The 22,928-nt window shown below is 70.3% G+C and carries 20 protein-coding genes, 1 tRNA gene and 1 pseudogene; 6 read left to right on the top strand and 16 right to left on the bottom strand.

What is annotated here, in order from left to right; all coding sequences use genetic code 11:
* Nucleotides 1–75 precede the first annotated feature (75 nt).
* Nucleotides 76–999, bottom strand: a complete 924-nt coding sequence (locus ABD285_RS06710; RefSeq protein ID WP_284253321.1) for a type II secretion system F family protein — start codon at nucleotides 997–999, stop codon at nucleotides 76–78.
* Nucleotides 996–1,970, bottom strand: coding sequence for a TadA family conjugal transfer-associated ATPase (locus ABD285_RS06705; protein ID WP_425564968.1), 975 nt, complete (start codon nucleotides 1,968–1,970; stop codon nucleotides 996–998). The genes ABD285_RS06710 and ABD285_RS06705 overlap by 4 nt, the downstream gene beginning before the upstream one ends.
* A gap of 528 nt (nucleotides 1,971–2,498) precedes the next feature.
* On the opposite strand from ABD285_RS06705, the gene acs reads away from it, so the two are divergent.
* Nucleotides 2,499–4,466: an acetate--CoA ligase gene (gene acs / locus ABD285_RS06700; RefSeq protein ID WP_344201343.1), complete on the top strand. Its 1,968-nt coding sequence runs from the start codon at nucleotides 2,499–2,501 to the stop codon at nucleotides 4,464–4,466.
* A gap of 65 nt (nucleotides 4,467–4,531) precedes the next feature.
* On the opposite strand, the gene ABD285_RS06695 is transcribed toward acs, so the two are convergent.
* Nucleotides 4,532–4,990 (bottom strand): RidA family protein, encoded by a 459-nt coding sequence (locus tag ABD285_RS06695; RefSeq protein WP_284253322.1) that lies wholly within the window; start codon nucleotides 4,988–4,990, stop codon nucleotides 4,532–4,534.
* 11 nt (nucleotides 4,991–5,001) lie between these two features.
* Nucleotides 5,002–5,145 (bottom strand): annotated as a pseudogene (sp36, locus tag ABD285_RS06690) (Sp36 family protein); the annotation flags it as partial.
* A gap of 53 nt (nucleotides 5,146–5,198) precedes the next feature.
* Here sp36 and ABD285_RS06685 point away from each other — a divergent pair.
* The 3 genes from ABD285_RS06685 (at nucleotide 5,199) to ABD285_RS06675 (ending at nucleotide 8,917) form a co-directional block, all read left to right on the top strand.
* Nucleotides 5,199–7,835 (top strand): transglycosylase domain-containing protein, encoded by a 2,637-nt coding sequence (locus tag ABD285_RS06685; protein WP_344201340.1) that lies wholly within the window; start codon nucleotides 5,199–5,201, stop codon nucleotides 7,833–7,835.
* Nucleotides 7,835–8,788, top strand: coding sequence for a metallophosphoesterase (locus tag ABD285_RS06680; RefSeq protein ID WP_284253326.1), 954 nt, complete (start codon nucleotides 7,835–7,837; stop codon nucleotides 8,786–8,788). The genes ABD285_RS06685 and ABD285_RS06680 overlap by 1 nt, the downstream gene beginning before the upstream one ends.
* Before the next feature lie 55 nt (nucleotides 8,789–8,843).
* Nucleotides 8,844–8,917: transfer RNA gene (locus ABD285_RS06675), tRNA-Pro, on the top strand.
* 74 nt (nucleotides 8,918–8,991) lie between these two features.
* Here the strand turns inward: ABD285_RS06675 and ABD285_RS06670 are convergent.
* From ABD285_RS06670 to ABD285_RS06655, 4 genes are read right to left on the bottom strand one after another with little or no spacing between them, the layout of a single operon-like run.
* The gene (locus ABD285_RS06670) at nucleotides 8,992–10,284 is read right to left on the bottom strand and encodes an LCP family protein (RefSeq protein ID WP_344201335.1); all 1,293 of its coding nucleotides are present in this window, start codon (nucleotides 10,282–10,284) and stop codon (nucleotides 8,992–8,994) included.
* 52 nt (nucleotides 10,285–10,336) lie between these two features.
* Nucleotides 10,337–11,002 carry a thymidine kinase gene (locus ABD285_RS06665; protein ID WP_284253329.1) on the bottom strand — a complete coding sequence of 222 codons (666 nt, stop codon included), beginning with the start codon at nucleotides 11,000–11,002 and terminating at the stop codon, nucleotides 10,337–10,339.
* Nucleotides 11,002–11,679 carry a response regulator transcription factor gene (locus ABD285_RS06660; protein ID WP_344201330.1) on the bottom strand — a complete coding sequence of 226 codons (678 nt, stop codon included), beginning with the start codon at nucleotides 11,677–11,679 and terminating at the stop codon, nucleotides 11,002–11,004. Before ABD285_RS06660 ends, ABD285_RS06665 begins: the two co-directional genes overlap by 1 nt.
* A gap of 26 nt (nucleotides 11,680–11,705) precedes the next feature.
* Nucleotides 11,706–12,821 (bottom strand): Rv2578c family radical SAM protein, encoded by a 1,116-nt coding sequence (locus tag ABD285_RS06655; RefSeq protein WP_344201328.1) that lies wholly within the window; start codon nucleotides 12,819–12,821, stop codon nucleotides 11,706–11,708.
* A gap of 113 nt (nucleotides 12,822–12,934) precedes the next feature.
* Here ABD285_RS06655 and ABD285_RS06650 point away from each other — a divergent pair, with 113 nt between their 5' ends.
* On the top strand, nucleotides 12,935–13,273 hold the full coding sequence (locus tag ABD285_RS06650) for a histone-like nucleoid-structuring protein Lsr2 (protein WP_284253330.1): 339 nt from the start codon (nucleotides 12,935–12,937) through the stop codon (nucleotides 13,271–13,273).
* Between the two features lie 23 nt (nucleotides 13,274–13,296).
* Here ABD285_RS06650 and ABD285_RS06645 read toward each other — a convergent pair whose 3' ends face one another.
* From ABD285_RS06645 to ABD285_RS06610, 8 genes are all read right to left on the bottom strand, one after another.
* A complete protein-coding gene (locus ABD285_RS06645; protein WP_284253331.1) occupies nucleotides 13,297–14,769 on the bottom strand; it encodes a malate:quinone oxidoreductase in 1,473 nt (490 codons plus the stop codon).
* Nucleotides 14,770–14,778: 9 nt separating this feature from the next.
* On the bottom strand, nucleotides 14,779–15,270 hold the full coding sequence (locus ABD285_RS06640; RefSeq protein ID WP_284253332.1) for a VanZ family protein: 492 nt from the start codon (nucleotides 15,268–15,270) through the stop codon (nucleotides 14,779–14,781).
* A 48-nt stretch (nucleotides 15,271–15,318) separates the two neighbouring features.
* The gene (locus tag ABD285_RS06635; RefSeq protein WP_344201323.1) at nucleotides 15,319–16,200 is read right to left on the bottom strand and encodes a carbohydrate ABC transporter permease; all 882 of its coding nucleotides are present in this window, start codon (nucleotides 16,198–16,200) and stop codon (nucleotides 15,319–15,321) included.
* On the bottom strand, nucleotides 16,197–17,564 hold the full coding sequence (locus tag ABD285_RS06630; protein WP_344201320.1) for a carbohydrate ABC transporter permease: 1,368 nt from the start codon (nucleotides 17,562–17,564) through the stop codon (nucleotides 16,197–16,199). The genes ABD285_RS06635 and ABD285_RS06630 overlap by 4 nt, the downstream gene beginning before the upstream one ends.
* 3 nt (nucleotides 17,565–17,567) lie before the next feature.
* Nucleotides 17,568–18,899, bottom strand: a complete 1,332-nt coding sequence (locus tag ABD285_RS06625; protein WP_284253336.1) for an ABC transporter substrate-binding protein — start codon at nucleotides 18,897–18,899, stop codon at nucleotides 17,568–17,570.
* Between the two features lie 133 nt (nucleotides 18,900–19,032).
* Entirely contained in the window at nucleotides 19,033–20,097 is a 1,065-nt protein-coding gene (locus ABD285_RS06620) for an aspartate-semialdehyde dehydrogenase (protein ID WP_284253337.1), read from the bottom strand.
* A gap of 67 nt (nucleotides 20,098–20,164) precedes the next feature.
* Nucleotides 20,165–21,430 carry an aspartate kinase gene (locus ABD285_RS06615; RefSeq protein ID WP_344201317.1) on the bottom strand — a complete coding sequence of 422 codons (1,266 nt, stop codon included), beginning with the start codon at nucleotides 21,428–21,430 and terminating at the stop codon, nucleotides 20,165–20,167.
* Between the two features lie 47 nt (nucleotides 21,431–21,477).
* Complete coding sequence (locus ABD285_RS06610; protein ID WP_284255614.1) at nucleotides 21,478–22,233, bottom strand: HAD-IIB family hydrolase; 756 nt, start codon at nucleotides 22,231–22,233, stop codon at nucleotides 21,478–21,480.
* A 92-nt stretch (nucleotides 22,234–22,325) separates the two neighbouring features.
* Here ABD285_RS06610 and ABD285_RS06605 point away from each other — a divergent pair, with 92 nt between their 5' ends.
* Nucleotides 22,326–22,865 carry a PaaI family thioesterase gene (locus tag ABD285_RS06605; RefSeq protein WP_284253338.1) on the top strand — a complete coding sequence of 180 codons (540 nt, stop codon included), beginning with the start codon at nucleotides 22,326–22,328 and terminating at the stop codon, nucleotides 22,863–22,865.
* The last annotated feature ends 63 nt before the right edge of the window (nucleotides 22,866–22,928 follow it).

The following is a 22,928-nucleotide window of genomic DNA, read 5'->3' as shown; positions in this document are numbered from 1 at the left end:
CGGGGCACGAACGGGTCGAGCCTGACGCCGTCGCCCGGTCCACGGCACGCCGGCCCGGCGATCGGGGGACGCGCCTCACAGTGCCGCCGCGGTGGACGAGAGGAGCGCGAGCAGGACCGGTGCGACGCCGAGCAGCACGAAGGCCGGCAGCACGCACAGGCCCAGCGGAGCGAGCAGCCGCGTCTCCAGCCGCGCGGCGCGCATCGCGGCCGCCGCACGCTCGCGGCGGCGCAGCTCCTCCGCCTCCGCCCGCAGCAGGGCGCCCGCCGGGACACCGGCCGCGCGACTGAACGCCAGCACCTCGGCGCCCGCCTCGCCCGGCGCCGGCAACCCGGCATCCGTCACCGACTCGGCGACGAGGGCGGTCGCGCGATCCGCGCTCGCACCGCCGCGCAGAGCGATCGCGAGCAGGTCCAGCGGCAGGCCCGGTGTCGGGTCGAGCCGGGACGCCCCGCGCACCATGCCGCCGATCCACCGGATGCCGAGCACGATCAGCCCGCCGCCGCCGGCGAGACAGACCCACCCCGGCACTGTCGTGACCAGGGCGCCCAGGGCGTTCACCCCCAGCAGCGCCGCGAGGCCGATGCCGACGAGCGGCAGGAGGAGCACGACCCGCGCGGTGGCCACCGGCCCCGCCAGCGCGACCTCCACCTCGCGTGCCGCCTGCGCCAGACCGCGCAGCGTCGCCGCCAGGTCGCGCAGGGTGGGCGCCAGCGGCGCGCCGGCGTCGGCGGCCACCCGCCACGCGGCGGCGACCGCCTGCCACCCGACGCGCTCGCTGCCCTGGACGGCGGTCGCGGCCGCGCCGATCCGCATCGCGAGCTCATGCCCGGCCGGGGCTCCGGCGGCGACCGATCGCGCGACCGCCCCACCGCCCGCGGCGACGTGCGTCCAGGCGGAGGACGGCGTCACGCCCGCATCGAGCAGCACCGCGAGCCGCTCGACATCGGACGCCGCCGCGGCGAAATCGGGGCGGCCCCTCGAGCGCGACCGCGTCATCCCGTCGACACCGCCAGCCGTCCGCGCCGGTCGAGCCGGAGCGTTCCCCGCGCCGTCAGCCGGCGACCCGACCCGGTGCGCTCGAGGTGCAGCACCGCGTCGATCGCACTGACGGCCTGGCGCGCGAGCGCCTCGGCACCGAGTCCGGCGAGCGCCCCGAGCGCCTCGAGCCGCGCCGGCACGTCGGCGAGCGAGTTCGCGTGCAGCGTGCCCGCGCCTCCGTCGTGCCCGGTGTTGAGCGCGCCCAGCAGCTCGCGCAGCTCCGCGCCCCGCACCTCGCCGACCACGAGCCGGTCCGGACGCATCCGCAGGGCCTCCCGCACGAGCCGCTCGAGCCCGATCGCGCCGGCGCCGTCGAGATTCGGCTGACGCGCCTCGAGCGCCACGACGTGCGGATGCCGCACCCGCAGCTCCGCGACGTCCTCGATCAGCACGATGCGCTCGTGCGGCGGCGCGAGCCCGAGCAGTGCGCCGAGCAGCGTCGTCTTGCCGCTGCCGCCGGCGCCCGTCACGAGGAGGTTGGCGCGGCCGCGCACCAGGTCCCGGATGCCGTCCAGCGGCACGTCGGCGAACATCCCGCCCTCGGCCAGCTCCCGCGCGCTCAACGGCCGCGTGCGCTGGAGGCGGATCGACAGGGCGGCGCCGCCCGGCGACACCGGCGGCAGCACCGCGTGCACGCGCACTCCGTCGCCGAGTCGCACGTCCATGGCCGGGGTCGCCTCGTCGACGTGCCTGCCCCCGAGCGAGACGAGACGCACCGCGAGCTCACGCGCCTCGTCGGGCGGCAGCCGCATCCCGTCGACGGCGGCCGCGCCCTGCCCGGCATCGCACCAGACCGATCCGTCGGGATTGACGAACACGTCGGTCACGCCGACGCGGGCGACGACCTCCGCCAGCACGCCGAACAACGCGACGTCGCGCGGCCCGCTCCCGACGGCAGCGGCATCCGGAGCGCGCGCGACGAAGACCACCCGACGAGGATGCGACGATCACCCGCACGCGAGACGACGCCGGCGACGCCCGGTGGAGAACGAACACCGGCGTCGCGTGGGGAGGTCTCGATACACGGCCACCGCGCGCTACTCGACCCGCTCGGTACGGGCCTCCGCGATCCCGACGATCGCCGCCAGGACCGCCGCCCGCGGCGGCGAATCCCGGCACGACCCGGCACGCATCGCGGCCGACGGAACGACCGATTAAAAAGAGAGGGGCGGCGCCCATTGGGGGGAACAGGCGCCGCCACGGCAACGCTCGATTGGGGGGAATCTTCGCGCTGCAAGACCGAGATTTGCGCTCGGATGCCCTCACTGTACTCCGAAAAGAGGACACCGCAACGGGGGTCATCTTTCATTTTCCGCAGGATTTCCTCAAGATCTGCACAAGGGCGGGTGCACCCCGGACGGGGGCCGCCCCGGAGCGGCTCTAGGATCGGATCGACAACAGCCCATCGCCGCGCGAAACCAGGCTCGAACGCGGATCGACGAGAAAGACGTCCGTCCATGGCATCGATCGACAACCTCCTCCACGAGTCCCGGCGCTTCGCGCCGGACCCCGCGTTCGCGGCCGGCGCGATCGCGAAGCCCGAGCTCTACGAAGCCGCCGCCGAGGACCGGCTGGGGTTCTGGGCCGACCAGGCCCGTGAGCTGCACTGGCACGAGCCGTTCACCCAGACGCTCGACTGGTCGGACAAGCCGTTCGCGCGATGGTTCGGCGACGGCAGGCTCAACGTCGCCTACAACTGCCTCGATCGTCACGTGGAGGCGGGCCTCGGCGACCGGGTCGCGTACCACTTCGAGGGCGAGCCGGGCGACACGCGCACCATCACGTACGCCGAGCTCACCGCCGACGTGAAGCGGGCGGCGAACGCGCTGAAGGACCTCGGCATCGGCAAGGGCGATCGCGTCGCGATCTACCTGCCGCTGATCCCGGAGGCCGTGGTCGCGATGCTCGCGTGCGCACGGCTCGGCGCCATCCACTCGGTCGTCTTCGGCGGCTTCAGCGCCGACTCGTTGCGCTCGCGCATCGACGACGCCCAGGCCAAGCTCGTCATCACGGCCGACGGCGGCAACCGCAAGGGCAAGGTCTTCCCGCTGAAGCCCACCGTCGACCAGGCGGTCGACGGTGCCGAGAGCGTCGAGCACGTGCTCGTCGTCAAGCGCGGCGGCAACGACATCGACTGGAACGACGAGCTCGACCTGTGGTGGCACGAGCGCATCGAGGCCGCCGACCCGGAGCACGAGGCCGAAGCGTTCGAAGCCGAGCACCCGCTCTTCATCCTCTACACCTCGGGCACGACCGGGCGTCCGAAGGGCATCGTGCACTCGAGCGCCGGCTACCTGACGGGCGTCGCCTACACGCACCGCAACGTGTTCGACCTCCACCCGGAGTCCGACGTCTTCTGGTGCACGGCCGACGTCGGCTGGATCACCGGCCACAGCTATGTCGTCTACGGCCCGCTCGCGAACGCCGCCACCGGTGTCATCTACGAGGGCACCCCCGACACGCCGCACCCGGGACGGTGGTGGGAGCTGATCCAGAAGTACGGCGTGAGCCTCTTCTATGCGGCGCCCACGGCGATCCGGTCGTTCATGAAGGCGGGGCGGCAGATCCCCGACGGGTTCGACCTCTCGAGCCTGCGCGTGCTCGGCAGCGTGGGTGAGCCCATCAACCCCGAGGCGTGGATGTGGTACCGCGACGTCATCGGCGGCGGGAAGACGCCGGTCGTCGACACGTGGTGGCAGACCGAGACGGGCGCGATCATGGTGAGCCCGCTGCCGGGGATCACCGCGGCGAAGCCGGGCAGTGCACAGGTGCCGCTGCCGGGCGTCTCGATCGACGTGGTCGATGACGACGGGAACGCCGTGCCGGACGGCCAGGGCGGCCTGCTCGTGATCACCGAGCCGTGGCCGTCGATGGCGCGCACGATCTGGGGCGACGACGACCGGTTCGTGGAGACCTACTGGGCGAAGTTCGCCGACCAGGGCTACTACTTCGCCGGCGACGGTGCTCGCAAGGACGAGGACGGCGACATCTGGCTGCTCGGTCGCGTCGACGACGTCATGAACGTGTCGGGTCACCGGCTCTCGACGGCGGAGATCGAGTCGTCGCTGGTCGCCCATCGGATCGTCGCGGAGTCCGCGGTGGTCGGCGCGGCCGACGAGACGACCGGTCAGGCCGTCGTCGCCTTCGTGATCCTGCGTGCGGAGCACGCCGCCGGGCAGACCCCGGAGGAGGCCGCCGAGCTGCTGCGGCAGCACGTCGCGACCTCGATCGGTGCGATCGCCCGGCCGCGGCAGGTGTTCATCGTCGCGGAGCTGCCCAAGACCCGCTCGGGCAAGATCATGCGGCGCCTGCTGCGCGACGTCGCCGAGCACCGCACGATCGGCGACACCACGACGCTCGCCGACAGCGATGTCATGCGCTCGATCTCGGATACCCTGCAGGCGGCACCGAAGACGGAGGACTGAGGTCCTCCGGTCCCTTTCGTTTCGCGAAAGAAGAAGAGGGCGACGGAGAGCAGGCGCGGCCGAGGTCAGGCGAATTCGAGCGTCAGCTCCACCTCGACGGGCGAGTCCAGCGGCAGCACCGCGACGCCCACCGCGCTGCGCGCGTGCCGGCCCTCGTCGCCGAAGACCTGGCCGAGAAGTTCCGATGCACCGTTCGCGACGCTCGGCTGCGCCGTGAACGACGGGTCGGATGCCACGAACACGACGACCTTGACGACGCGCGTCACGCGGTCCAGCGATCCGATCGCGGACGCCGCCGCGGCGAGCGCGTTGAGCGCCGCGATCCGCGCGAACGCGGCCGCCTCGTCGGCATCCACCTCACCGCCCACCTTGCCGGTCGCCGGGAGCGCCCCCTCGACGAACGGGAGCTGTCCCGCGGTGAAGACCAGGTTGCCCGACACGACGGCCGGAACGTACGCACCGGCCGGGGCCGCGACCGCCGGCAGCGCGAGGCCGAGCCCGTTCAGCGTCTCCTCGACGTTCATGCCTCGTCCCTCGGTCGCTTGAGGTAGGCGACGAGGCCGCCCTCGGGTCCGGTCACGACCTGCACGAGCTCCCACCCCTGGGCGCCCCAGTTGTTCAGGATCGCCGTCGTGTTGTGGATGATGAGCGGGGTCGTCATGTACTCCCACGTGGGCATCTTCTGGCTTCCGTTCAGCTAGGCCGAAAGGGCCATGGCGTACCCTCTAGCCTATGCCCGCCCAGAAAACGACGGCCACCGGTCTGCTCTCAGGCGTCCTGGGGATCCTCGGGTTCAGCGCCCTCGCCGGCGTCCTGGCCGCCGTCATGGTCGCTCCCGCGATCGCCGTCGGCGGGATCACCGCGAACAACACGGTGGGCATCTTCGACTCCCTGCCCGACTACATCACCCTGAGCCAGCAGCGCGAGGCGAACGAGATCGTCGCCAAGAACCCGGACGGCTCCGACTTCCACATCGCGTACGTCTTCGACCAGAACCGGCAGTCCGTCGCCCTCGACCAGATGAGCGACTACCTCAAGCAGGCGGCGATCGCCGGCGAGGATCGCCGGTTCTACCAGCACGGCGGCATCGACATCCCGTCGGTGGCGCGCGCGGCGATCGGTCAGGCGCAGGGCGATTCGGCATCCGGCGGCGCCTCGACCATCACCATGCAGCTCGTGCGCAACATCCGGTTCCAGGAGGCCTCGGCCGAGCCGCCGGGCAAGCAGCGCGATGCCGACATCAAGGCGGCGGTGTTCCCCGACCTCGGCCGCAAGGTCCAGGAGATGAAGCTCGCGATCGGCCTGGAGAAGAAGTACTCCAAGCAGGAGATCCTCGCCGCCTACCTCAACATCGTCGGCATGGGCGGCAACACCTACGGCGTCGAGGCGGCGTCGGAGCAGTACTACAGCACGACGGCGGCGAACCTGACGATCGCGCAGGCGGCGAGCCTCGTCGCGATCGTGCAGAACCCGTCGGCCAACGGCCTGTTCTCCGACAAGAACTACGCGGCGAACGAGGCCCGCCGCAACGTCATCCTCGGCTTCATGCGCTCGGAGGGATACATCACCCCGGCCCAGGCCGACGAGGCGATCAAGACCCCGGTCAAGAGCTATATCAAGCCCTCCGCACCGAAACAGGGCTGCTACAACGCGACCGCCGGGTTCCAGTTCGTCTGCCAGCTGGTCCAGGACAAGATCCACGCCGGCCAGGTGACGTCGCTCGGCCAGTCGCCGACCCAGCAGGAGGAGGCGTGGGCGCAGGGCGGGTACAAGGTCACCGTCTCGGTCACGCCCACACTGCAGACGGAGGCCAACGCCGTCCTGGCCAACTATGCGCCGCCGGGCACTCCGGGGTTCGCCCTCGGCGCGGCCGAGACCACGGTGCAGGTCGGCACCGGACGCATTCTGCTGATGGCGCAGAACAAGCCGTTCAACAACATCACCGACCCGGCGACGAAGGGCTTTTCGCAGCTCCAGCTCGCCATGCAGCCCTACAGCGCCATCGACTTCAACGTCGACCGCGCCACGTACCGCAACGGCGGCGGCGGATACCAGCCGGGATCGAGTTACAAGCCGTACACCCTCCTCAACTTCCTCGCGCAGGGTCACGGCGTGAACGAGACCTTCAACGCCAGCAAGCACACCTTCAAGTACTCGGAGTTCCCGGACACCTGCCCGGATGCCGGTGGCGGTCCCTCCTTCAACGTGCGCAACGACGAGGGCGAGGGCGGCGGGTACACCGTGGTGCGCGGTACCGCGCGCTCGGTGAACACCGTGTTCATGCAGATGGGTCAGAAGGTCGACCAGTGCGACACCCAGAAGATCGCGGAGTCGCTCGGCGTGCACAACGCGATGAACAGCTCGGACAAGAACAGCCCGTACTACAACACGACGACCCTCTCGACCCTCCCCTCCTGCATCATCGGGGGCTGCAGCAACAACGTGACGCCGCTCATGCAGGCGGCCGCCTACGCGGCGATCGCGAACCACGGCGTCTTCTGCACGCCGACACTGATCGATGACATCACGGACGCGCAGGGGGATGACCTCGGTGGCGAGAAGCGCACCTGCGGGCAGGATCCGCTGATCACACCGGACGTCGCCGACACCGCCGCCTACGCGATGGCCGCGGTCTTCGCCGGCAACGGAACGGCGAAGGATGCCGCGCCGAAGGACGGCACTCCGTACATCGGCAAGACGGGCACCACCGACTCCTCGTGGCACACCTGGACGGTGGGTTCATCACCGCACGCGTCGACCGCTCTCTGGGTCGGCAACATCGTGGGCACACAGGCGCTGCGGAGCATCCGTATCGCGACCGGCGCCGGGCGGATTCAAGCGGCCGTGCTCCGCAACTACATCTTCAAGGCGACCGCCCGCGCGGTCGACGCCTACCCCGGCCTCGCGGGAGGCGAGTTCGCGCCGCCGGCACAGAACCTGCTCGACGGTGCCAAGGCGACCGTGCCGAGCGGCCTGATCGGGGGCTCCGTGCAGCAGGCGCAGGCGGCCCTCGACGCGGCGGGCCTCACCTATCAGGATGGCGGGCCGATCGACTCGGACCTCCCCGCCGGCGTGGTCGCCAATCTCGACCCGGGCGAGGGCGCCTCGGTCGTCCAGGGCGCCTTCGTGACCGTGTATACGAGCAACGGGCAGGCGACACCCGTGCCGAACGTCGTCGGTGAGAGTCAAGGCAACGCGGTCAACGACCTGCATGCGGCGGGCTTCAACAACATCACGCCGCCCGCCTGTCAGGTGGTTCCGCCCGGCGATCCGACGGAGAACAAGGTGACCGCGCAGAACCCCGCGGGCGGCTCGTCGGCGAACCCGTCGAAACCGGTGACGCTCACGATCGCGAAGTCGACCTGCTGATGCCCCGCGGCGCCCGCACCGCGGGGGTCGCCGCCGGCGCCCTCGTGGCCGCGGGGGCGGCCGCGCTCGCGTGGGGCGTGCTCGTCGAGCGCATCCGCTGGACCGTGCGCGAGGAGACCGTGCCGGTGCTGCCGCGCGGCAGCCGCCCGCTCACCGTGCTGCATCTGAGCGATCTGCACATGGCGCCGTGGCAGGAGGGCAAGCAGGAGTTCGTCCGCTCCCTCGTGCGCTACGAACCGGATCTCGTGATCGACACCGGCGACGACCTGGGGCACGTCGACGGGATCGAGGGCATCGTGCGGGCGTATGCGCCGTTCGCCGGCATCCCGGGCGTCTTCACGCACGGCTCGAACGACTACGTCGGGCCCATGCTCAAGAACCCGCTGGCCTACCTGATCCGGTCGACCGATCGGCGTCACAACCGCGGGGCGCGGCTCGACACCGCCCGGCTCGACGCGTTCCTCGGCGACGAACTGGGCTGGCTCGACCTCGCCAACCGGGCGCACGCGCTCGAGCTGCGCGGCATCCGGCTCGAGCTGTTCGGCACCGGGGACGCGCACTACCGCCGCGACGATGTGCGGCGCATGGCGAGCGAGGTCGCGCGGCTGGGTCGCGAGGTGCGCTGGTCGGAGGACACGGACGCCGAGACCGTGCGCCTCGGCGTGACGCACGCGCCCTACCGTCGCATCCTCGATGCGCTCGTCGACTCGGGGGCCGAGCTGCTGGTGGCCGGGCACACCCACGGCGGACAGGTGCGCATCCCGGGGTTGCCGGCCCTCACCGCCAACTGCGATCTGCCCCGCGATCAGGCGAGCGGTCTCTCGCAGTGGGTGCACGGTGACCGGATCGCCTACCTCGAGGTCTCCGCGGGGCTCGGCACATCGATCTACGCGCCCGTGCGATTCGCCTGCCCGCCGGAGGCGGTCGTGCTGACTCTCGTCGCCCGGGACTGACGGCTCGGGGCCGCCCCCGCATCGGCTATCCTTGACAGGTTGCCGGCAACGGCAGCGGGGTATGGCGCAGTTTGGTAGCGCGCGTCGTTCGGGACGACGAGGCCGCAGGTTCAAATCCTGTTACCCCGACGCAGCGAGAAGAGGGTCGCCTTCGGGCGGCCCTCTTCTCGTGTGCTCCGTATCGGTTCAGGATCGCCGGGTGGTTACCGGACGACGACGCCCTTCGAGCAGGTCTGCTGGTCGGCGCTCTGCCCCTGCACCGTGCTCGGCAGGGCGATCGAGGCGGGGCCGCTCGACGACGTGGGCGTGGGCGTGGCGGTGACCGTCGATCCCGGGGCCGGCGTCGCGGGCGCGGTCGCCCCGGGCGCGAGCTCCGCGCCGCGTCCGGTCTTGCCGGTCAGCTGCACCCGCAGATCCTGCTGGAGGGCCGTCGCGACCTGCTGGTCGGCGTACGACGACGGCACGACGCGGTTCGGGTACAGCGGGCTCGACCCGACGGGGTACTGGATCATCGCGATGTTCTGCAGCGGGATCGTCTTCAGCGCCAGCGCGATCGACACCATCGTGACGACGGGGCTCAGCGAGTCGGAGAGCTGCATGTTCTTCGCCGCCGCCTCCGCGAGTCCGTACAGCTTGACCGGATCCGTCAGCACGCCGCCGCTGCGCACCGTGCGCACGAGGGCCGACAGATAGACCTGCTGGTTGCTGATCCGGCCGAGGTCGCTGCCGTCGCCGACCCCGTGCCGGCTGCGCAGGAACGCGAGGGCCGTGGTGCCCGAGATGGTGTGGCTTCCGGCGGGGAGATCGAGCCCGACGAACGGGTCCTTGATGGGGCTCGCGACGCACACGGTCACGCCCCCGACGGCGTCCGCCATCGAGGCGACCCCGTTGAAGGTGATGGATGCCGCGTACGGGATCGTGATCCCCATGAGCTTCTCGATGGTCAGCACCGGACACGCCAGCCCCCCGCGCGAGAGCGTCGAGTTGAGCATGGCGATGCTCGATGAGCCATACGTGCCGCCGTTCTTGGGGTTCGGGCACGCCGGCACCGGGATCATCAGGTCGCGCGGGAAGCTGACCACGAGCGCCGACTGATGATCCTGCGCGACGTGCACGAGGATCGTGACGTCGTTGTTGCCGGCACCCGACGACCCGGCGAGATCGGCCCGGTCCTGGTAGCCCGACTGCCCGCTGCGGGTGTCGGTGCCGACGAGCAGGAGGTTCAGGCCGCCCTTGATCGCCCCGACGCTCGGCGGCGCGGTCGCACCGTTGAGATGCGCGAGGTGGACGGTGTTGCTCCCGACGTCGCTGGCGAGCCGGCTGACCGCGATCGCACTGACCGAGACGACGGCGACCAGCACGACGGCGAGCGCCGAGGCCACGAGACCGATGATCGTGCGGACGAGGCTCGGACGCCGCTGACGACCATGGCGCGCCGACGGACCGGATCGCGCCAGCGGTCCGGACCGCGACCGCATCGCCCGGCGCTCGCTCATCCGACCATGGTCACAGACGACAGCCGCGAGCGCGGTGGGAACGTGCCGGTCATCAGCTGAAGTCCGAATCGGGGCCCGAGCCGTAGCTGAAGTCCAGCCGGGGACGCCAGCCGCGGTTGAAGGCACCGCCGCTCTCCTCCAGGTAGCACTGACCGCACAGCGACTCGTAGACGACCTCGCCCTGCTCGATCGCCACCTGATCGCCGTCGAAGACGAAGCGGCCGTCGACCTTGCGCGCGTTGAAGATCGCCTTGCGGCCGCACCGGCAGATGGTCTTCAGCTCCTCGAGGGAGTGGGCGATCTCGAGCAGCCGGCGGCTGCCGGGGAAGGCGATGGTCTGGAAGTCGGTCCGGATGCCGTACGCCAGGACCGGCACGTCCTCCTCGATCGCGATGCGCAGCAGGTCGTCGACCTGCTCCTCGCTGAGGAACTGCGCCTCGTCGATGAGCAGGCAGCTCACGTCGGAGCCCGTCGCGGCGATCACGCGGGTGCGCTCGCGCATGAAGGCCTCGGTGACGACCTCATCGGGGGCGATCGTGAAGTCGACCGCGCGGGTCACGCCGAGCCGCGAGATGATCGACGCCTCGCCCTTGGAGTCGATCGCCGGCTTCGCGAGCAGCACCTGGTGCCCGCGCTCCTCGTAGTTGTAGGCGGCCTGTAGCAGCGCGGTGCTCTTGCCGCTGTTCATCGCGCCGTAGCGGAAGTACAGCTTGGCCACTACTGGAGCAATCCGTCCTCGGCGGCCCGCCGCACCAGCTCGGCCTTCTTGCTCGCCGGCCGGCCGGCGCGCGCGTATTTCTCGCGCACGCGCCGCAGGTAGGTCTTCGCCGTCTCGTACTGCACACCCATCTGGGCCGCGACCTCCCCCGTGCTGAGGCCCGAGACGTACAGCAGGAGCGCCTCCTGCTCACTCGGGCTGAGCTTGGGCCGCTCGACGACGAGCGTGAGCTGCCGATGATGGACGACCGCGGCATCCGGTGTCAGGCCGACGACGGCGCGGGCGACGTCCATGACGGCGCGCATGGGCACCGCCTTGGAGATGAAGTCGTCGGCGCCGGCGGCGAGCGCCCGCTCGCGGGCCTCTGCCGTCTCGACCCCGGACAGCACGATCACCTTCGCGCCGGCCGCCCGGCAGGTGCGCACCCGCGCCTCGATCGACACCGGCTCACGCAGCTGGAAGTCGAGCAGCACGAGATCGGTCGGGAAGTTCACGTCGTGCACGAGCTCGAGCCAGGTCGTCGCGAGCACGGCGACCTCGAACTCGGGGGCGTTTTCGGTGATCCAGGATCCGAGGCTGTCGAGGAGCACCTCGTGGTCGTCGACGATCGCCACCCGCACGCGCACCTCCGGATGGCGTGCGGACGCGTCGCGCTCCACCCCGGTCGCCGTCAGCACGACACCAGCCTAGATGGTGACCTCGTTCAGAACAGGGTGGGTTGCAGCGCGGCGGCCATCGCGGGCGACAGCTCGGCGGCGATGAGCCCGGCACTCGGCATCTCGTGGCCGGTGGCGTACTCCTCGGCTGCGAACCGCGGGGATGACCCGTCGGTGGTCGGCGTGCCGGTCGCGGGATCCATCGTCGGCCGTCGATCGAGCCCGTGCGCGCACAGCAGCGGCGTGATGCGTCGGGCGAGCCAGGCGCGGTACTCCCTCGGCGGATACGAGCCGCCGCCGTACATCTCGCGGTAGCGCGGCAGCAGCTCCGGATGCTCGCGACCGAGCCAGCCCAGGTACCATTCGCGCGCCCCGGGGCGCAGGTGCAGCGCGGTGTAGGCGACCCGGGTCGCCCCGGCCTCCTCGATCATCCCGAGCAACCGATCGAGGTGCGCGATCGAGTCGGTGAGGTAGGGCAGAACCGGCATGACGAGCACCGAGACGTCGAACCCGGCGTCGGTGGCGGCGCGCACGGTCGCCAGGCGTGCCTCGGTCGTGGGGGTGCCCGGCTCGAGGCTCGCCCGCAGTTGCGGATCGGCGACGTCGATCGTCATCGCGAGCTGCACCGGCACGTGCTGCGCGGCCTCCTGCAACAACGGCAGGTCGCGCCGCAGCAGCGTGCCCTTGGTGAGGACGCTGAACGGCGTTCGCGATGCGGCGAGTGCGGCGACGATGCCCGGCATGAGCCGGTAGCGACCCTCCGCCCGTTGATAGGGGTCGGTGTTGGTGCCGAGCGCGACGTGGGGACGCTGCCAGCTCGGGCGGCCGAGTTCCCTCTGCAGAACCTCGGCGATGTTGATCTTGACGACGATCTGGGTGTCGAAATCGCGGCCGGCATCGAAATCGAGGAACGTGTGCGTATTTCTCGCGAAGCAGAAAACGCACTGATGGCTGCATCCCCGGTACGGATTGATCGTCCACCCGAACGGGAGCGCCTTCGACTCGCCGGGAACGTGGTTCAGGGCGCTCTTCGCGAGCACCTCATGGAAGGTGATGCCGGCGAACTCGGGGGTCTGCACGCTGCGCACGAGATTGTCGAGCCGGCCCATACCGGGCAGGGCGTCGCCGTCCACGACGCCGATCTGCTGCCCGCTCCACCGCATCCACTCATTCGAACATACCTTCGAATGACCGTCAAGCCGATTCGGTATTCGGATATCCGAAATGGGTCCGATATCCTGAATCCGTCCCAGCGCATTTTGACAGGAGAATTCCCGTGGCCCAGAAAGTCGTGGTCCAGCTCGTCGACGATATCGACGGCACTCCCATCGAGGCCGGCTCCGGCAGCACGATCAGTTTCGGTCTCGACGGCGCGAGCTACGAGATCGACCTCGCCGATCGCAACGCGGAGCGCCTGCGCGACGCGCTCGCCCCGTACGTCAAGGCGGGTCGCCGGGTCGGCGGACGTCGCAGCACCGGGCGCGGATCCGGGTCGTCGGCGCCGGCGAGCGAGGCGACCGCCATGCGCGAGTGGGCGCGCTCCCGCGGCATGAAGGTCTCCGAGCGCGGTCGCGTGGGATCCGACGTGGTCGAGGCGTACCGCGCGGCGCACTGACCTGACCGGTCGGGCGCGGGGGCTCAGGCGGGGATGCCGAGCTCGGCCGCCGTCTCGCGCATGACCTTCGTCGCCCTGGCCGGGTCGTCGGAGAGCCGGGTTCCGTAGGTCGGGATCAGCGTGCGTAGCTCCGGCTCCCAACCGGGGAGGCGGTCGCCGAAGCACCGCGCGAGCACGTCGAGCATGATCGGCACGGCGGTCGAGGCGCCGGGCGAGGCGCCCAGCAGCCCGGCGATCGAGCCGTCGGCGGACGCGACCACCTCGGTGCCGAACTGGATCACGGCCTTGCCGTCGGCGCCGCGCTTCATGACCTGGACGCGCTGCCCGGCGGTGATGAGCCGCCAGTCGTCTCCGTCCGCCTTCGGGAAGAAGTCGCGCAGCGACTCGACCTTGTGCGCCCGGCTCGCGAGCAGCTCGCGCACGAGGTAGAGCACGAGGTCGAGGTTCTTGAGGCCCGCGCCGATCATCGTGCCGAGGTTGTGCGGCCGGATCGACGCGAACAGGTCGAGCCACGAGCCCGCCTTCAGGAACTTCGGGCTGAAGCCGGCGTACGGGCCGAACAGCAGGCTCGGCGTGCCGTCGACGTAGCGGGTGTCGAGGTGCGGCACCGACATCGGCGGGCTGCCGACGGCCGCCTTGCCGTAGACCTTGGTCGAGTGCTTCGCGACGATCTCGGGGTCGTCGGTGCGGAAGAACTCTCCGCTGATCGGGAAGCCTCCGTACCCCCGGATCTCCTTGATGCCGGAGCGCTGCAACAGGTTCAGGGCCCCGCCGCCGGCGCCGACGAAGACGAAGCGGCCCTCGAGCGAGAAGGGCGCGCCGCCGACCTCGCGCCGGCCGGTGACCTGCCACACCCCGTCGCGGCGCTTGCGCAGGCCGGTGACCCGGTGCTCGTACCGCAGCTCGGCCCCCTTCGCGACGAGACCGTCGATGAGCAGCCGGGTGAGCGATCCGAAGTCGACGTCGGTGCCGACCTTCATGTACGTGGCGGCGATCGGCTGGCTCTTGGCCCGGCCCGGGATGAGCAGCGGCGCCCAGCGCCGGATCTGCGCCGCGTCCTCGCTGTACTCCATCCCCGCGAAGAGCGGGTGGTCCTTGAGGGCGTCGAAGCGCTTGCGCAGGTACGCGACGTTGTCCTCGCCCCAGACGAAGGTCATGTGCGGCACCGTGTTGATGAAGCGGTGCGGCTCCGGCAGCGTGCCGTCCTCGACCAGGGCCGACCAGAACTGACGGCTCACCTGGAACTGCTCGTTCACCTTGACCGCGTTGGTGATGTCGATCGAGCCGTCGGGCAGCTCCGGCGTGTAATTCAGCTCGCAGAGAGCGGAGTGACCGGTGCCGGCGTTGTTCCAGGGATTGGAGCTCTCGAGCGCCACGTCGCCGAGCCGCTCCAGGATCGCGATGCGCCAATCCGGCTGCAGGCGCTGCAGGAGCGAACCCAGGGTGGCGCTCATCACGCCGCCCCCGATCAGGACGACGTCGAACGCTTCGGGCACACCTCGATTCTAGGCGGGGCCGGCCGAGCCGTCCGGCTTCGGGGCGTCGCCCGCGAGCGACCCTCGAGGCGCCCGCCGATGCGTGATCGCGCCGAACGCGAGCGCGAGCAGTGCGCCCACGACGGCGCCGAGCGAGTTCGCGGCGATGTCGCCGACGCTCGCATACCGCGCCGGGAGCAGCGCCGCCTGTCCGACCTCGATCGCCACCGAGCTGGCGACGCACACCGCGAGCATGAGCAGCCGGCGGCCCGCACCCCGCCCGCCGAGCACCCCCAGCAGGAAGCCGAACGGCACGAACAGGATGACGTTGGCCGACGCCTCCACCACGGAGTAGTCGATCCACCCCCAGCCGCGCGCGCGCAGCAGCGCGAGGAGCGTCCCCAACGACCCGCGGGCGCCGCTGTCGACCGGAACCGGCCAGAAGGCGATCAGCGCCAGTGCCGCGAGGTAGACGACGAGGATCGCGAGGAGCACCCCATGGCGGCGCCCCGGCTTCGGCATCCCGACAGGCTATCGGCGCTCGGCCGCCGCTCCGCGCCGGCCGACCGACTACTTCGTCGAGCCCGCCAGCAACGCGCTCTCGAAGTAGCGCTGGAACGCGAAGAAGACGATGAGCGGGATGAGCATCGACGCGAACGCGCCCGACGACAGGATGTCGATGTTCGCCCCGAACTGTCTCAACTGCGATTGCAGGTAGACCGTCAGGGGCTGGGATTGCGAACTCGAGAAGATCAGCGCGACGAGCATGTCGTTCCAGGTCCAGAGGAACTGGAAGATCGCGAGGGATGCCACGGCCGGCAGGCCGAGCGGCAGCACCACGCGCGTGAAGATGCGCCACTCGCTCGCCCCGTCCAGGCGCGACGCCTCGAGCAGCTCCGCCGGCACCTGACCGAAGAAGTTGCGCATGAGGAACACCGCGAACGGCAGTCCGAAGGCGGTGTGGAACAGCACGACGCCGATGACCGAGCCGAAGATGCCGAGCGAGCGGAATAGCCCGGCGACCGGGATGAACGCGACCTGCAGCGGCACGGCGAGCAGCACGATGATGCCGATCAGCACCCAGTCGCGTCCGCGGAACTCGATCCAGCTGAGGGCGTACCCCGCCAGTGAGCCGATGACCACGACCAGGATCGTCGTGGGCAGGGTGATCAGCAGCGAGTTGCCGAGCGCACCTAGGGCGGCCGTGTCGCTCACGAGGCTCGCGTAGTTCTCGAAGGTCAGCTGCGCCGGCTTCAGGAACGCGGTCCACCATCCGGAGCCCGCCGAGTCGGTCGAGGTGCGGAACGACGAGACGAGCAGACCGACCGTCGGCACGAGCCAGATGACCGCCACGATGATGAGCACGACGTGCACGACGCCGTGCCCGAGGAAGCCGAGGATGCGCTGCGCGAGCGTGCGCGGCGCCTTGACCGAACCCGTGTCGATCGTCATCGCTGGCTCCGGAATCGTCGGACGTTGAGGATGATCGCCGGCAGCACGAGCACGAGCAGGAAGATCGACAGCGCGCTGCCGAGGCCCTGGTCGTTGCCGCCGCCGAACGAGACGTTCCACATCTGGACCGCGATCACGTTGGCCGCCGGTTTCGACGTGCCGGGCGGGATCACATAGACCAGGTCGAAGATCTTCAGCACGTTGATGATGAGCGTCACGAGGATCACCACCAGCACGGGGGCGAGTTGCGGCACCGTGATGCGACTGAAGACCTGCCACTCGTTCGCGCCGTCGGTGCGGGCCGCCTCCAGCAGCGAGCGGTCGATCGCGGTCAGGCCGGAGCCGACCATCACCATGCAGAATCCGGCCCAGATCCAGACGTAGGACAGGATCACGACGACGTTGATGAGCTGCGGCCCGAGCCACGGCACCCCGTTGAACGGCTCCCGGAAGTTGGAGCTGGGCAGTTCGACCGTGTAGCTCGTGCCCGGATCGAGGCCGCTGAGCGTGAACCGGCCGTGGTCGTCGGTGAGCGCCGTCGCCGCCGCCTTCGTCGAGCCGGCCGGGAGCGCCTCGACCGTCACCCTGATGAGCGAGTTCTTGCCGTCGCCCAGCTGGTTGGGCGTTCCGCCGCCGCCGAGCACGAAGTCCGACCACACGGTGCCGGTGATCTGGGTCGCCTTCGCAGCAGGCGCCTTCGTCGCGACCGGGTCGCCCTTCTCGAAGGTGCCCGCCTGGATCGCCACCAGTGGGAAGTCCACCGTCTCGCCCGCCTGCACCGCGCTCTTCGACCGCACCGCGCCATCGGTCTTGACGATGTCGGCGTTCGGTCGCGGCTGCGCGCCGGGGTACGAGCTCGACGGCGCGAACGCGTCGTGCACCGTCACCGCGATGGCGTTCGCGACACCGACCTTCGGGTTCTCCTGGAACACCGAGCGGAAGATGACGCCGGCCGCGAGCATCGAGATCGCCATCGGCATGAAGACGATGAGCTTGAACGCGGTCTTCCACTTGACCCGCTCGCTCAGCACCGCGAACACGAGGCCGAGCACCGTGCACACGATCGGGGCGACGAGCACCCAGATGATGTTGTGCAGGATCGCGCCCAGGGTGTCGGCCTGCGTGAACATGTCCACGTAGTTCGCGCCCGCGTTGAAACTGCCGCGCGCGTCGAACAGCGACCGGATGGCGGTGTAGAAGATCGGATAGACGACGAGCGCGCCGAGCAGCACGATCGCCGGAGCGAGGAACGCCATCGCGAACTTACCCGCGCTGTTGCTGCTCGACCCCCGCCTCCGCACGGGATGGGGGGCCCGCGGCCGCGGCGCCTTCGCGGCGACCGCGGCCGGGACCGTGTCGGCCATGGGTCAGCTCTTGTACGCGGCGGCCGCGGCGGCCTCGAGCTTCTGCTGGACGCCCGCGACGTCGGTCGGGTTCGCGTAGAAGCCGAGCAGGATCTGCCACTCGCCCTGACCCTCGGTGCCGCCGAACGCGCTCGGCGCCAGGTCGGACATGTCGAACTTCAGCACCTTCGCGCTGAGCAGCGCCTGCGCGATCTGCTTGCTCGTGGCATCCGGGTACTTGCCGGTGTCGGCCTTCTGGTTCGGCGAGGTGAAGCCGCCGAGCGGGATCCACGCGTTGGCCGCCTCCGGCATCGCGAGGAACTTCATGAGCGCCATCGTCGCCTTGTCGTCCTTGAACGCCACGGCGACATTGCCGCCGCCCACCACCGACGCGGGCGAGTCGTCGATCGACGGGAAGTCGTAGAACTTCGCCCCCGTGCCGACCTTGGTCTTGGTGTCGCTCGCGATGTTGGTCGCCACGAAGTCGCCCTCGTAGGTCGTCGCGGCCTTCGGGTTGGCGCCGAAGACCTCCGTCACCGCGTCGCCGAAGCTGCGTTGCGCACCGCCCGGCTCGATGTAGTCGGCGCTCCACAGGTCCTTGAGGATGTCCAGGGCCTTGGTCACCGACGGGTCGGTCCACGGGATCTCGTGGTTGGCGAGCTTGTCGTACATGTCACCGCCGGCGGTGCGCAGGTACACGTTCTCGAACCAGTCCGTGAGCGGCCACCCGACATCGGCGCCGATCGACAGGCCCGAGACGCCCGAGTCCTGCAGCGTCTGCATGTCCTTGGTGAACTGGTCCCAGGTCTTCGGCTCGTCGATGCCGGCGTTCTTGTACAGCTGCGTGTTGTACCAGACCGTCGACTTGTTGGAGCCCTTGAACCAGACGCCGTAGGGCTTGCCGTCGACTTTGCCGAGGTCCTGCCAGGTCTGCGAGTAGTTGGCGTCGACGGTCTTCGTCACGCTGCTCGGCAGCGTCTTGAGCGAGCCGTCCGCGGCGAGCTGCTTGAGCAGGCCCGGCTGCGGGATGAGCGACACGTTCGGCGGGTTGCCACCGGTGATCTGCGTGCCCAGCACGGTCGCGACGTTGTTGCCGAGGCTCTTGTAGTCGACCGTGGCGCCGGTCGCCTTCTCGAAGACCTTCAGCACGGCCTCGAAGTCCTTCTGCTCCGCGCCGCTCCAGTCGGCCGAGACGTTGAGCGTCTGGCCCTTCAGGTTCGGGAGGCCGAGGTCGTTCCCGCTCGTGCCGCCGCCCCCGCCTCCGCTGCTGCCGCCACCCGCGCATGCGGCCAGCAGCGTCGCGCTCGCGATCGCGGCGGTCGCGGCGATGATCCGGCGGAATGTCTTCGATGTCATTCGGGCCTCCCTGCCTCATTGCGCTCCAACGCCCGGATCGCGGACGCGGAGGTGCGTTTCGACACTACGTCGGTTTTCTGCGACGTGAGAGAGGGCTCTCAGGAAGCGCGGAGGTAACGAGGTGCGCGGCTCGTCAGGCGACCGTGCTCTGCGCCAGACGCGCGGCCGCGAGCTCCGCGAGCTGCACCGCGTTGAGGGCCGCGCCCTTGCGCAGGTTGTCGTTGGAGATGAAGAACGCGAGACCGCGACCACCGGGCGCACCCTCATCACGACGCAGCCGGCCGACGAGACTGGGGTCGGCGCCGGCGGCGTGGAGCGGGGTGGGCACCTCCTCGAAGCGCACTCCCGGCGCGCCCTCGAGCAGCTCGCGCGCGCGCTCGGGGCTCAGCGGCCGCGCGAACTCGGCGTTGATGCTCAGCGAGTGACCGGTGAAGACCGGCACGCGCACGCACGTGACGCTCACCGGCAGCCCCGGGATCTCGAGGATCTTGCGGCTCTCGTTGCGGAGCTTGTGCTCCTCCACCGTCTCGTTGTCACCGTCATCGACCAGGTCGCCGGCGAAGGGCACGACGTTGAATGCGATCGTCTCGGGGAAGGCGTGGTGCTCGGGGAACTCGACCGCCGAGCCGTCCCGCACGAGGCCGATGGCATCCTGACCCAGCGCCGCCGTCGCCTGCTCGAGCAGCTCGGCACCGCCCACGAGGCCCGCGCCGCTCACCGCCTGGTAGGTGCTGACGATGAGACGGGTGAGGCCGGCCTCCTCGTGCAGGGGCCTGAGCACCGGCATCGCGGCCATGGTCGTGCAGTTCGGGTTGGCGATGATGCCCTTGCGCGCCTCGTCCATCGCGTGCGGGTTGACCTCGCTCACGACGAGCGGCACGTCGGGGTCCATGCGCCAGGCGCTGGAGTTGTCGATGACCAGAACGCCCGCTGCGGCGAAGCGCGGGGCCTGCACGCGGCTCATGGTGGCGCCGGCGCTGAAGATCGCGATGTCGAGGCCGGTCGGGTCGGCCGTGGAGGCGTCCTCGACGACGATCGGCTCGCCGCGGAAGTCGAGGGTGCTGCCGGCACTGCGGGAGCTCGCGAAGAACCGCAGCTCACGGATCGGGAAATCGCGCTCCTCGAGGAGGCGGCGCACGACCGCGCCGACCTGGCCGGTGGCGCCGACGACGCCGAGGCGGACTCCGTCTGTGCTCATGGAACGATCGTACCGGCGCCATCCGGTTGCCGCCGTCGCCGCAGGGACCGGCGCCGCACCTCGGGGTTCAGCGGCCGGTGCCGGCGTACACGACGGCCTCGGCCTCGCCGTCGAGCTCGAACGCCGCGTGGACCACGCGCATCGCCTGCTGGAGAGTGTCGGCCCGGGTGACCACCGAGATGCGGATCTCGCTCGTGGAGATCATCTCGATGTTGATGCCGGCATCCGAGAGCGCGCGGAAGAGCTGCGCCGAGACACCCGCGCTCGAGCGCATGCCCGCCCCGACGACCGAGAGCTTGCCGATCTGATCGTCGAACAGCAGCGCGTCGAAGCCGACGGCGTTCTGCTCGGCGCGCAGCGATGCCAGCACCTTCTCGCCCTCGACCTTGGGCAGCGTGAACGAGATGTCGGTCAGCCCCGTCGAGGCGGCCGAGATGTTCTGCACGATCATGTCGATGTTCGCGCCCGTCTTGGCGACGATCGTGAAGATCTCCGCCGCCTTGCCCGGCACGTCGGGAACGCCCGCGACCGTGATCTTGGCCTCGCTCAGGTCTCCGGCGACGCCGGTGATGATGGGCTCCTCCACGGAGTCTCCCTCCTTCGAGTTCACGACCCACGTGCCCTCGTGGTTGTTGAACGACGACCGCACGTGCATCGTCACGCCGTGCCGGCGCGCGTACTCCACGGCCCGGATGTGCAGCACCTTCGCCCCGGACGCCGCGAGCTCCAGCATCTCCTCGCTGGTGACGACGTCGAGCTTGTGGGCCCGGGGCACCACGCGCGGGTCGGCCGTGAAGACGCCGTCGACGTCGGTGTAGATCTCGCACACGTCGGCGCCGAGCGCGGCGGCGAGCGCCACCGCCGTCGTGTCGGAGCCGCCCCGGCCGAGTGTCGTGATGTCACGGCTGTCGCGGTTGAACCCCTGGAAGCCCGCGACGATCGCGATCGCGCCCTCGTCGAGCGCCTCGCGCAGGCGCACCGGGGTGACGTCGACGATCCGGGCGGCCCCGTGCTGCGCATCGGTGATCATGCCCGCCTGACTGCCCGTGTAGGAGCGCGCATCGACGCCCATCGACTTGATGGCCATCGCGAGCAGCGCCATCGAGATGCGCTCGCCGGTCGTGAGCAGCATGTCGAGCTCGCGTGGATCCGGGAACGGGGTGACCTCATGCGCCAGATCGACCAGCTCGTCGGTCGTGTCGCCCATCGCGCTGACGGCGACGACCACCGAGTTGCCCGCCTTGCGGGTTTCGACGATGCGCTTGGCGACGCGCTTGATGCTCTCGGCATCGGCGACCGAAGATCCGCCGAACTTCTGCACGATGAGGCTCATCTGGTCTCCGGGAAGGCGTGCGCGGAGCGCGGGAACGGAGTGCCAGCTTACCGGCGCGCCGATGCCACGATGTCCTCGATCAGCTCGGCCGTCTGCTGCCACGCCGCGACCGACCGCGTCGGGATGCCGAGCGCGACGACCGGGAAATCGTTGCCGTCCGGGTCGAGTCGGTCGCCGATGAAGAGCATGCCGGTGAACGGGATGCCGGTGAGCTCGGCGAGCCTGGCCATCCCGTACGCCTTGTCGATCCCGCGGCGGGTGATGTCGACGCTCGTCGAGCCCCCGGAGCGCACCTCGAGCTCCGGCAGGCGGGCCTGCACCGCCGCGCGGAGGGTGTTCTTCTTCGTGCCGCTCGGGTCCCAGGCCTTCTTCGCCTCGACCGGTGCGGCCTGCCCCAGCGCCGAGAACGTGATCTGCGAACCACGGTCCTCCAGGATCGGGCCCCACGTCTCGGACTCCCAGACGCCGAGGCGTCGGGCCTCCTCCTCGAGGGCCTGCAGCGCCGCCGCCTTCTCGACGTCGGTGAGGTTCTCGGCGTACTGCTGTGCCCAGGCGGCGCCGTCCCAGCGGAAGTACTGCGTTCCGCAGGTCGGCATGAGATGGAGCCGATGGAGCGCATCGCCCGCCGGCAGGTGGGTGAGCACCTGGTCGCGGAACTGCTCGAACCGGCCGCCCGAGATGATGCAGACCTCCGTGACGGCGAGCAGCTCGCCGAGCAGCGTCGCCATCCGGGGATCGATGGGCGACTTCGAGGGGGCGAGCGTGTCATCGAGGTCGAAGGCGACGAGGTGGACGGTCACGATCGTCCAGTATCCCAGGGCACGTGACCGGGATCCTTTGGCCGACGCCGACAAAGCGGCCCGGCGACCGGAACGCGGGTGGCTACCGTGAGCCCATGAGCGACGCCGACACGACGACCGACGCGAGGCCGGGCTGGGGTGAGGAGCGCAGCCTCACCGTGCGCTGGAACGACCCGGCCCCCGTGCTGGGCGTCGCGCGCACGATGACCGGGCTCTCCTACATGGAGGGCCTGCGCGACGGGATCTACCCGCCTCCGCCGATCGCGCAGCTGCTCGGGATGAGCATCGAGACGGTCGCGAGGGGCGAGGTGGTCTTCACGGTCGATCCGCACGAGAGCCAGTACAACCCGCTCGGCGTCGTGCACGGGGGCGTCGCCTGCACGGTGCTCGACACGGTCGTCGGCTGTGCCGTCCACACGACCCTCGAACTCGGGTGGTTCTACACGTCCATCGACCTCAACGTCAGCTACCTGCGTCCGTTCACCCTGGCGACGGGGCAGCTGCGGGTCACGGGCCGGGTGACCAAGCCCGGCAGGCGCGTCGCCTTCGCCGAGGCCGTCGCGGTGGATGCCGAGGGTCGCGAGATCGCGACCGCGACGAGCTCGCTGCTCGTGATGGCACCGGAGCGCGGCTAGATGTACCGGGCCATGACTTTGGTGCCGTTGCGGGTCTTGTGAAACGGGAGGACCTCCGGGCTT

The organism is Pseudolysinimonas kribbensis (assembly GCF_039531715.1).
Classification (GTDB): Bacteria; Actinomycetota; Actinomycetes; order Actinomycetales; family Microbacteriaceae; genus Pseudolysinimonas; species Pseudolysinimonas kribbensis.
The sequence above is the reverse complement of the archived record's forward strand: the minus strand, read 5'-3'. Positions and strand labels throughout refer to the sequence as shown.

Excerpts from the sequence above, each read along its gene's own strand:
- ABD285_RS06710 (WP_284253321.1), bottom strand. The coding sequence starts at position 999 with ATGACGCGGTCGCGCTCGAGGGGCCGCCCCGATTTCGCCGCGGCGGCG.
- acs (WP_344201343.1), top strand. The coding sequence starts at position 2,499 with ATGGCATCGATCGACAACCTCCTCCACGAGTCCCGGCGCTTCGCGCCG.
- ABD285_RS06695 (WP_284253322.1), bottom strand. The coding sequence starts at position 4,990 with ATGAACGTCGAGGAGACGCTGAACGGGCTCGGCCTCGCGCTGCCGGCG.
- ABD285_RS06685 (WP_344201340.1), top strand. The coding sequence starts at position 5,199 with ATGCCCGCCCAGAAAACGACGGCCACCGGTCTGCTCTCAGGCGTCCTG.
- ABD285_RS06680 (WP_284253326.1), top strand. The coding sequence starts at position 7,835 with ATGCCCCGCGGCGCCCGCACCGCGGGGGTCGCCGCCGGCGCCCTCGTG.
- ABD285_RS06670 (WP_344201335.1), bottom strand. The coding sequence starts at position 10,284 with ATGAGCGAGCGCCGGGCGATGCGGTCGCGGTCCGGACCGCTGGCGCGA.
- ABD285_RS06655 (WP_344201328.1), bottom strand. The coding sequence starts at position 12,821 with ATGCGGTGGAGCGGGCAGCAGATCGGCGTCGTGGACGGCGACGCCCTG.
- ABD285_RS06640 (WP_284253332.1), bottom strand. The coding sequence starts at position 15,270 with ATGCCGAAGCCGGGGCGCCGCCATGGGGTGCTCCTCGCGATCCTCGTC.
- ABD285_RS06635 (WP_344201323.1), bottom strand. The coding sequence starts at position 16,200 with ATGACGATCGACACGGGTTCGGTCAAGGCGCCGCGCACGCTCGCGCAG.
- ABD285_RS06630 (WP_344201320.1), bottom strand. The coding sequence starts at position 17,564 with ATGGCCGACACGGTCCCGGCCGCGGTCGCCGCGAAGGCGCCGCGGCCG.
- ABD285_RS06625 (WP_284253336.1), bottom strand. The coding sequence starts at position 18,899 with ATGACATCGAAGACATTCCGCCGGATCATCGCCGCGACCGCCGCGATC.
- ABD285_RS06620 (WP_284253337.1), bottom strand. The coding sequence starts at position 20,097 with ATGAGCACAGACGGAGTCCGCCTCGGCGTCGTCGGCGCCACCGGCCAG.
- ABD285_RS06615 (WP_344201317.1), bottom strand. The coding sequence starts at position 21,430 with ATGAGCCTCATCGTGCAGAAGTTCGGCGGATCTTCGGTCGCCGATGCC.
- ABD285_RS06605 (WP_284253338.1), top strand. The coding sequence starts at position 22,326 with ATGAGCGACGCCGACACGACGACCGACGCGAGGCCGGGCTGGGGTGAG.